8 protein-coding genes and 1 pseudogene are annotated in these 9315 nt (G+C 38.8%); 8 read left to right on the top strand and 1 reads right to left on the bottom strand.

Features of this window, described 5'->3' with window-relative positions; genetic code table 11:
* Positions 1-424, top strand: a 424-nt coding sequence (locus CWE15_RS11820) for an integrase core domain-containing protein (protein WP_126758287.1), incomplete at its 5' end; no start/stop codon positions are given.
* On the opposite strand, the pseudogene CWE15_RS11815 reads toward CWE15_RS11820, so the two are convergent.
* Positions 374-1347, bottom strand: a pseudogene (locus tag CWE15_RS11815) (IS30 family transposase). The gene CWE15_RS11820 and the pseudogene CWE15_RS11815 overlap by 51 nt on opposite strands.
* A gap of 356 nt (positions 1348-1703) precedes the next feature.
* On the opposite strand from CWE15_RS11815, the gene CWE15_RS11810 reads away from it, so the two are divergent.
* Genes CWE15_RS11810 through CWE15_RS11780 form a run of 7 tightly spaced genes read left to right on the top strand, consistent with a single transcriptional unit; the run spans position 1704 to position 9139 of the window.
* Positions 1704-2768 carry a glycosyltransferase family 4 protein gene (locus CWE15_RS11810; RefSeq protein ID WP_126758286.1) on the top strand — a complete coding sequence of 355 codons (1065 nt, stop codon included), beginning with the start codon at positions 1704-1706 and terminating at the stop codon, positions 2766-2768.
* A gap of 55 nt (positions 2769-2823) precedes the next feature.
* A complete protein-coding gene (locus CWE15_RS11805; RefSeq protein WP_126758285.1) occupies positions 2824-3948 on the top strand; it encodes a glycosyltransferase in 1125 nt (374 codons plus the stop codon).
* On the top strand, positions 3944-4456 hold the full coding sequence (locus CWE15_RS12160; RefSeq protein WP_126758289.1) for an acyltransferase: 513 nt from the start codon (positions 3944-3946) through the stop codon (positions 4454-4456). The genes CWE15_RS11805 and CWE15_RS12160 overlap by 5 nt, the downstream gene beginning before the upstream one ends.
* A gap of 11 nt (positions 4457-4467) precedes the next feature.
* Positions 4468-5622: an N-acetyl sugar amidotransferase gene (locus CWE15_RS11795; RefSeq protein ID WP_338022904.1), complete on the top strand. Its 1155-nt coding sequence runs from the start codon at positions 4468-4470 to the stop codon at positions 5620-5622.
* On the top strand, positions 5619-6233 hold the full coding sequence (gene hisH / locus CWE15_RS11790; protein WP_126758284.1) for an imidazole glycerol phosphate synthase subunit HisH: 615 nt from the start codon (positions 5619-5621) through the stop codon (positions 6231-6233). Before CWE15_RS11795 ends, hisH begins: the two co-directional genes overlap by 4 nt.
* A 2-nt stretch (positions 6234-6235) precedes the next feature.
* Positions 6236-6997, top strand: coding sequence for an AglZ/HisF2 family acetamidino modification protein (locus CWE15_RS11785; protein WP_126758283.1), 762 nt, complete (start codon positions 6236-6238; stop codon positions 6995-6997).
* A gap of 15 nt (positions 6998-7012) precedes the next feature.
* Positions 7013-9139, top strand: coding sequence for a bi-domain-containing oxidoreductase (locus tag CWE15_RS11780; protein ID WP_126758282.1), 2127 nt, complete (start codon positions 7013-7015; stop codon positions 9137-9139).
* Positions 9140-9315 lie beyond the last annotated feature (176 nt).

Genomic DNA, 9315 nt, shown 5'->3' with positions numbered 1-9315 from the left:
GATGACATCATTTACGCTGAAGACACGCTTAGCCGATTTAGGCATGGCCATGTCGCACAGCCGGCCTCGTGTCAGCAACGATAATCCATATTCGGAGTCGCTGTTTAGAACCGTAAAATATTGCCCGAAATGGCCACGTAAGGGCTTTACCTCGCTGACCCATGTGCGTGAATGGATGATGCAGTTTGTAGAAACTTACAACGAGCATCATTTACACAGCGGTATCAACTTCGTGACACCAGGCAGCCGACATCGAGGTGAGGACGAAGCCATCCTCGCTGCGCGGGCTGCATTGTATGAACAACACAAACAAAAACGGCCAGAGCGTTGGTCACGCAGTACACGAGACTGGAGACCTGCTGGCGATGTGGCGTTAAACCCGTCCTCGCTGGAGGAAATTAAGCGCAATAAAGCGGTTGCTTAGAACAAACTTTTTGGACAACTCGGTTGAAAAACACCGCGGCCTGAGATTTATACGTTGCTGTATTTTGGTCAGCATCTCGTTAGTCAATATCCGTAAGTTGCAGCCTTTAGGAACATACTGACGCAGCAAACCATTAGCATTTTCGTTCGCACCTCGCTGATAAGACGCATATGGATCTGCAAAGTACACACCTGCATCCAAAGCCTTGGCGATGCGTTTATGCTCGGCGAAATCCAAACCATTATCAGCCGTAATAGTGTGCACAAGTGATTGAAAAGGTTGTAGCATTTCAATCAATGCATCAGCAACCTCATTCGCATTTTTGCTAAATACCTACGCGTGACATAGAACCGACTTTTTCGCTCTAAAGCGGTAACAATGACTCCAGTTCCGCGTTTACCAATAACAGTATCGATTTCCCAGTCGCCGTAACGCTCGCGTATTCCAACATTCTCTGGTCGGTCATGAATAGAGCGTCTATCGACAATGCGTCCGCGCTGCTTATGTGTTCGCTTTCGGTACCGCTTTAATCGATGCCTTAAGTGTTTGTAAAGCTCGCCACCGCGCCGAAAATCGCGAATGATGTGGCTGTAAATCCACTCATGACTTACTGGGCGGCCTATGGAGCGGCAAACCGCAGCGATTTGCTCTGGACTCCAATCAACAGAAAGGAGCAGCTCTACTGCGGTTACAGTGTGCTTACATATGCTTCTCTTTTGGCTACGACCGCGCCTTTGTGTACTTTTTTGATGAGCCTTGCCAGGCTCATAGCAACCCGATGTAACAGAGTTTCTCCGAAGCTCTCGGCTTACGGTTGATGGTGAAACGTCTAATTTCTCTGCAATCTTTCTGAGTGAAAATTTCTCTGAGAGAAGCAACGAAATCTGGTATCGTTGTCCCTCGGTCAGCTGCCGATAACTCATGTTGGAACTCACTTTTTTTGGTCGAAAAGTAAGAGGACCACATGTCGGTAGCTGACCTCCCCTCGACCGATCCCATAACATGAGTGTTGCGGTTATTATCTGAATTCAGGAACAAAGGTGTTTACAAGCTTTTATGAGGACTTTTATACTATCTGAGAATTTACTGTTACAACATACGAGATTTAAATGTCGTGATTGCTATCATATTCGCTTTAAAGCTTCCATATGAAAGCTTCATGCAAAGTTTTATTGCAAATTTTCATTTACACTCCAGTAAAGTTGCCATTTACATTCCGATTCAAATCATTTGATAAGTTTGATTATTTATATATTCCATATTTATAAAGCGATAATAAATGAAGATATTTCTTGTTATTCCAGATCTGACGCAAGGTGGCGCAGAACGCGTAATGAGCGAGCTAGCAAACCAGTTCGTTAAAACCGGTAATGATGTATACTTAATTTTACTTACTGATGCTAAAGACTTCTATCAAATTGATAACAAAGTGGTTGTGCATAGGCTTGGCTTCAAAAATAAAGGTCCAATACAAAAAAAATTATCTGAGATCAAAACTTTTATCAGATTGAGAAGGTTGTTTATAAATTATAAACCAGACTCTGTCTTAAGCTTTATGGATAAGTACAATGTTTTCACTGTATTAGCAAGCAGCTTCCTAGGCTTGAATGTTTTTGTTTCTGATAGAAGTAACCCTAAATTAATAAATTCATTTATATTACAAAAGCTTAAAAGAATAACCTACAATAAAGCGGCAGGAATAATCGCTCAAACCGATATGGCAAAGCAATTACTTTATGAGCTAACAAAAAATAATAACATTCATGTCATACCAAACCCCGTAAAAAATATAGAAATTAGTAATGTAGTAGAACGTGAAAAGTTAATTTTAAATGTTGGTAGGTTGGTACCGGAAAAAGGTCAATGCTATTTATTAAGCTCTTTCGCAAAAATTAGGGACACTACATGGAAACTGGCTATCATAGGCTCAGGTCCTCTAATGGACGAACTTGTTTATCAAGCCGAATGCTTAGGTATAGCTGATCGTGTTATATTTACAGGTGCTGTTGAAAACATTGATGAATGGTATTCTAGAGCATCTATCTTTGCTTTTACTTCAGTTTCTGAAGGATTTCCAAACGCTTTGATTGAAGCAATGGCTGCAGGCGTAGCTTCTATATCTTTCGATTGTGATGCGGGACCAAGGGATATTATCAATAATGGTATTAATGGTGTTCTCGTTCCTGCACGAAACCTTATAGAATTTACTGATAACTTGAACAGTTTAATTGCTGATGAGGAACTTAGGAAACGTCTTTCTAAAGAAGCAATAAAAATTAATAAGTCATTAAGCGTTGAAAGAATTTCACAACTATATTTGGAAGCAATAACTACTAGAATTTAGAAGCTAGCATTTAAGGTTAAAATTTAAAAAACAAGTTGACGAAGGGTATAAAATTGTGAATGTATTGATAAACTTTGGGCCGCTTAAGTCTGGTGGTGGACAAAATGTTGCTTTGAATTTTTTGTATTCATTCCAAGATTTAGAATTTGAAGATGTTAATTATTTTTTTATAGTTGCTGAAGGTTCTGAACCGCATAATCAACTTATTAAGCTAGGTTATAGTCAATTTTATGTTTTCCCTAGAAACCCTATCAAACGGATTTTATATGAAAAATTTCTAAGTTTTAAAATCATTAAGGATAACAGTATAGATATAATTTATTCATACTTCGGATTTGGTTTGTTTCCTAAACATATCCCACAAGTTTGTGGATCTGCAGATTCTAATTTATATTTCCCTGAAGTCGATTTTTGGAGTGATTACAAAGGTCACAAGTTATTGTTAAAAAAAATTATTGATAAGTATAGATTATTTGGAGTCAAAAGATGTAATGGTGTTGTGTTCGAAAATAAGTCAATGGAGTTAAGGGGCCGTAAACTATATTCATTAGAGAATACCGCTTATATTAAACCCTCTATAAAGCGTATTTACACAGATCAAATTAAAATTTATACACCTGAAAATACAAAGCTCATTGGTTTGTTTTTATGTGGCTGGCAACTCAACAAAAATATAATGATGATCCCTGAGTTTTTGTCTATTTTGAAAAACAAAGGGCTTTCAATTTCTATAATACTTACGGCTCCTGAGAATAACTGCTCAATTCATAAAGCATTCGTCAACAAACTCTCAGAGTTTGACGTTGAAGAAAATGTTAACATTATTGGCATAATTGATAAAGAAATGTTGCAAGCACTTTATTCAAAGGTTTCATTTGTATTTCTACTTAGCAAACTAGAGAGCTTTAGCAATAATATAATTGAAGCCTGGGAGTTTGAGAGGCCCTTGATAGTTGCAAATGAAGAGTGGGCTAGGGCTATCTGCAAGAATGGTGCTGTTTACGTAGACAGAGACTCCCCTATAGACATAGCTGAAAATGTTCTAAATCTTTATCATGATGAAAAACTCTTAAATTCAATTGTTGAAAATGGTAAGGCAAATCTCTCAACATACCCATCTATTGAAGAAAGAATAAAATTAGAAATCGATTTCTTGCGGAGTACAGTTCATGCGAATTAAGTCTTTACTTGTTATATCTTATGAAACCCTAATGGAACTGCTTTTTCTCTTACCAAGGTTTTCTTTTTTTAACTCTATCAAAAGCTATTTTTTAATGATGATGGGGGCAAAAATTGGTAAAGGTGTAATCTTCTATCCTGGCGTATGGATTGCACCTGGCAGAAACTTAAACGTAGGTAATAATGTTGATTTTTCTAAGGGTGTTTTAGTAACTACTGGTGGTGGAGTTGATATTGGCGATCGGGTTTTAATTGGATATCGAACTCAAATACTTTCTGCTAATCATGCGATACCTAAAAAAGGTGAACGAATACCTGTTTCAGGCGATGTTTATTCACCAGTGGTCATTGAAAATGACGTTTGGATAGGAGCTAACTGCGTAATAACTCCTGGTGTAAAAATTGGTGAGGGTGCTGTTGTAGCCGCTGGTAGTGTTGTTACGAAAGATGTAGTTCCTTATGCAATTGTCGGTGGCGTGCCAGCTAAAATAATTAAAATGAGGGATTGAGGTACTTTATTATGAATTTCGGTATTGAGGCTATGAAAACAACACGAATATGTAAGAACTGTGTTATGGACACAACTGACTGTAAAATTATCTTTGATGATAAAGGTGTTTGTGATCACTGCAATACATTTTATACAGATATAAAACCTTATTGGCATACGGATGACAAAGGTTGGCAAAAAATTTTAGAAGTGGCTGAGAAAATCAAAAAAGAAGGCAAAGGGAAAGATTTCGATTGTATTATTGGCATGAGCGGCGGTATTGACAGTTCTTACCTAGTTTATCTTGCGAAAGAAAAATTAGGCCTCAGGCCATTAGTATTCCATGTTGATGCCGGCTGGAATTCAGACAAGGCAGTAAGTAATATTGAGAACATTGTAGGAAAGCTGGGGCTAGATCTATATACAGAAGTTATCAATTGGGAGGAAATGAAGGATTTACAACTTGCTTACTTCAAAGCAGGTGTTTCAAACATTGACACTCCTCAAGATCATTCTTTTTTTGCGACCATGTATAAGTTTGCTGAAAAATACAATGTTAAGTACATGTTGACGGGTGGTAATTACTCAACAGAGTGTATTCGAAACCCAATTGAGTGGATGTATTATCAATCTGACTCAATTCAACTTCGTGACATCCATAAAAAATTCGGTCAACGTCCATTGAAAGAATTTCCTGTCACTAATATTTTATGGCACAAAGTATATTTGCCTTATATCAAAGGTCTGAAAGCAATTCGACCCTTAGACTATATGCCATACAACAAAGAAGAAGCAACACAGTTTTTAGTTGATAATTTTGATTATCAGAAATATGAACAAAAACATTTCGAATCTAGGTTCACTAAATTTTATGAGTCATATTGGTTACCGGAACGTTTTGGATTCGATACGCGCAAAGTGCAGTACTCAAGTTTAATACTTACAGGTCAGATGACGCGTGACGAGGCATTAGAAAAGCTAAAAAAGCCAGCCTATGATCCTGAAACTATTGAACATGACTTTGAATATATTGCTAACAAACTTGATATTACAGTTGATGAACTACGTGGATATTTCAACGCCCCCAAAAAATCTTATAGAGATTATAAATCACAGGAGTCTATTTACAATTTAGGTGCTAAAGTACTCCGTTTGCTAGGTAAAGAAAAAGGTGGCAAGCGTTGATAACTATCGTAGATTATGGGTCTGGTAATATTCAGGCCATCAAAAACATTTATAAAAAATTGAATATTCAATGTGTTGTAGCTAAAGAACCAGAGTCTATTCTTGCAGCTAAAAAGCTTATTTTACCTGGTGTAGGAGCTTTTGATGAAACAATGGCTATGCTCCGTAATACAGGTTTGCAGAAGGCTCTAAACACAGCGGTTCTTGAACAAGATACACCTATCATTGGTATATGTGTGGGTATGCAAATAATGGCTAAGTCTAGTGATGAGGGTGTTCTTCCTGGTCTTGGTTGGATTGATGCTGAAGTCAAACAAATAGATACAAGTTTATTAATTAGCAAGCCTATGCTTCCCCATATGGGTTGGAACAGTATTCATTGTACGCAAGAGAATCCACTTTTCAATAACATTTCAATAGATAAAGGATTCTATTTTCTTCACTCTTATTATTTCTCTTGCTCTGCTTCTCAAGATTCAATTGCAACTGTAAACTATGGTAAGGATTTCAGTTGTGTTGTTAACCATAGAAATATATATGGCGTGCAGTTTCATCCCGAAAAAAGCCATGATAATGGTGTGACCTTATTTAAAAATTTTTCAGAGCTTTGATTATGCTTAGAACCCGAGTTATCCCATGTCTGCTTGTACATAATAGTGGGTTAGTAAAAACAGTTAAGTTCAAAGACCCTAAGTATGTTGGCGACCCAATAAATGCTGTTAAAATTTTCAATGAAAAAGAAGCTGACGAATTAATAGTTTTAGATATCGATGCATCCGTTAAAGGACGTGAGCCTGATTATTCTTTGATACAAAAGTTAGCTGTTGAGTCTAGAATGCCCCTTTGCTATGGAGGTGGTGTTAAAACTGCTGAACAAGCAAGGAAAATAATCGGGTTAGGTGTTGAAAAGGTTGCTCTATCTTCTGAAGTTATGACAAATCCTAGTGTAGTATTGGAGGTTTCGAAGGCCGTTGGTACTCAAAGTGTTGTGGTCGTTTTTGATGTAAAGAAGAAATTATTGGGTGGTTATGATGTTTATATTAATAACGGCAAACAGAAAATCAAGAAAAGCTTTACTCAACTATTAAAAGAAGTTGAACAATTAGGAATAGGCGAGATAGTTGTTAACTCTATAGACCAAGATGGCGTGATGAATGGTTACGATTTAGCACTAGCTGAGACAGTACGCGAAATAATTTCCTCACCGCTGACTATTCTAGGGGGCGCTGGCACTCTAGATGATATTGTTAAACTGCAAGAAAAGCTAGGTGTTATTGGTGCGGCTGCGGGAAGTTTATTCGTTTTCAAGGGGCCCTATAAAGCAGTCCTAATCAATTATCCATCATATGATGCCAAATTAGCCTTACTAAAGTGATACTTAGGAATCCTCATGAAACAAATCCTTCAAAATATTAGTAGTGGTGAAACCACACTTGCTGAAGTGCCTTGTCCCCAAAATAAACCAGGTCATCTATTGATCGCAAGCCAACAATCTTTGGTTAGTGCCGGTACAGAGCGCATGCTAGTAGACTTTGGTAAAGCGAATTTTATAGATAAAGCACGCTCGCAGCCTGACAAAGTTAAAATGGTTTTAGAAAAAATCAAAACGGATGGCTTACAGCCAACCTTCGATGCAGTACGCTCCAAGTTAGACCAACCTTTGCCGCTAGGTTATTGCAATGCGGGTGTGGTGCTTGAAAGCGGGGTTCCAGGCTTTGAAGTTGGGGACAGAGTTGTTTCTAATGGTTACCATGCAGAAGTTGTGCGTGTTCCTAAAAACCTCTGTGCTAAAATTCCCGATGGTGTTGATGATGAGTCAGCTGCATTCACGGTTTTAGGTGCTATTGCATTGCAAGGAATTCGTTTGGCGCAACCAACTTTGGGTGAATGTGTAGTGGTTACTGGCTTGGGCTTGATTGGATTAGTGGCTGTGCAGTTACTTAAAGCCCAAGGCTGCCGTGTTTTAGGTATCGACTTTGATAGTAATAAATGCGCTTTAGCCCGAGGTTTTGGTGCAGAAACAGTAGATTTATCAAAAGGTGAAGATCCGCTAAAAGTTGCAGAAGCGTTTTCACGAGGTCGAGGTATTGATGCTGTGATTATCACGGCATCTACCAAAAGTAATGAGCCAGTATCCCAGGCTGCAAATATGTGTCGTAAACGCGGGCGTATAATTTTAGTTGGGGTGGTTGGACTTGAGCTTTCTCGCGCAGACTTTTATGAAAAGGAACTAAGCTTTCAGGTGTCTTGCTCATATGGCCCAGGCCGTTATGATGTCAATTATGAAGAAAAAGGTCATGATTACCCAGTCGGATACGTGCGCTGGACTGAACAGCGAAATTTTGAGGCCGTATTAGACATGATGGCCAGCGGTGCGCTTAATATGCAGCCATTAATCAGTCACCGCTTTTCCATAAATGATGCAGTTGAAGGTTATAAGATTTTAGATGATAGAAGCGCCTTAGGTATTTTGTTGCAATACCCCAAACTTGGAGCAAAAGACTCAAATCTATTAAGACGACAAGTTGCATTACAAGGTAACAGTGGTTATGAAGCAAGTGATGCTATTTGTGCGTTTTTAGGTGCAGGAAATTATGCCTCTCGTGTTTTAATACCTGCATTCAAAGAAGGCGGTGCCAGGTTACACACTCTTGCAAGCAGTGGTGGTATTTCAGGTGTGCATCATGGAAAAAAACATGGCTTTGCCCAAACCTCAACAGATAGCCAAGGGGTATTAAATGATAGCACTGTAAACACGGTGGTTATTGCCACACAGCACAATGTGCATGCCCCGCAAACGATTGATGCTTTAAATGCAGGAAAGCATGTGTTTGTGGAAAAGCCTTTAGCATTAACTTTGCCTGAACTAGCTGCTATCGAACAAGCCTATAAAAATACTAAACGCCAGTTACATTTAATGGTCGGCTTTAACCGTAGGTTTGCACCGCTTACCCAAACTGTGAAGTCCTTATTATCGCCTGTTAAACAGCCTAAGGTGTTTGTTTTTACAATGAACGCGGGTGAAATACCGGCTGATCATTGGACTCAGGACATTAATATTGGTGGAGGACGGATCATAGGTGAAGCTTGTCATTATATCGATTTAATGCGTTTTCTCGCAGGAAGCGAAATAACAGGGTTCTCAGCTACGCAAATGGGAAATGTACCAGGTTTGGCTGTACAGGAAGATAAGGCAAGTATCACTCTAACTTTTGCAGATGGCTCCTTTGGTACAATTCTTTATTTAGCCAATGGCGGCAAATCCTTTCCAAAAGAGCGATTAGAAGTGTTTTGTAATAATGCAGTTTTACAACTTGATAACTTTAAACGCTTAAAGGGTTATTCATGGCCAGGCTTTAAAAGTCAACGATTACTCAATCAAGATAAAGGTCAGAAAGCATGCGCATCAGCCTTTATAGAGTCTATTCAGCTAGGAAAGCCCACACCTATCCCCGCGGCTGAAATTTTTGAAGTGTCACGTGTGTCTATTCAAGTGGCAGAGAGTTTACGAGGTTAATATGTCATTTAAAGTTACCACCCTCGGTCTTGGCTACATCGGCCTGCCTTGGAGTGTTCAATATTCTGTGTCAGCCAAGTTTTCATAGGTCTATATGATCATCCAGTCGACCATCGAAGTGGATGCTCAGTTGCGACAGCGTCAGGTTCCAGTTTTGCACCGGATGCGACCATCGC

The sequence above is a fragment of the Aliidiomarina taiwanensis genome, from assembly GCF_003987015.1.
GTDB classification, from domain to species: domain Bacteria; phylum Pseudomonadota; class Gammaproteobacteria; order Enterobacterales; family Alteromonadaceae; genus Aliidiomarina; species Aliidiomarina taiwanensis.
This window is presented reverse-complemented; position numbering and strand designations above follow the sequence as displayed.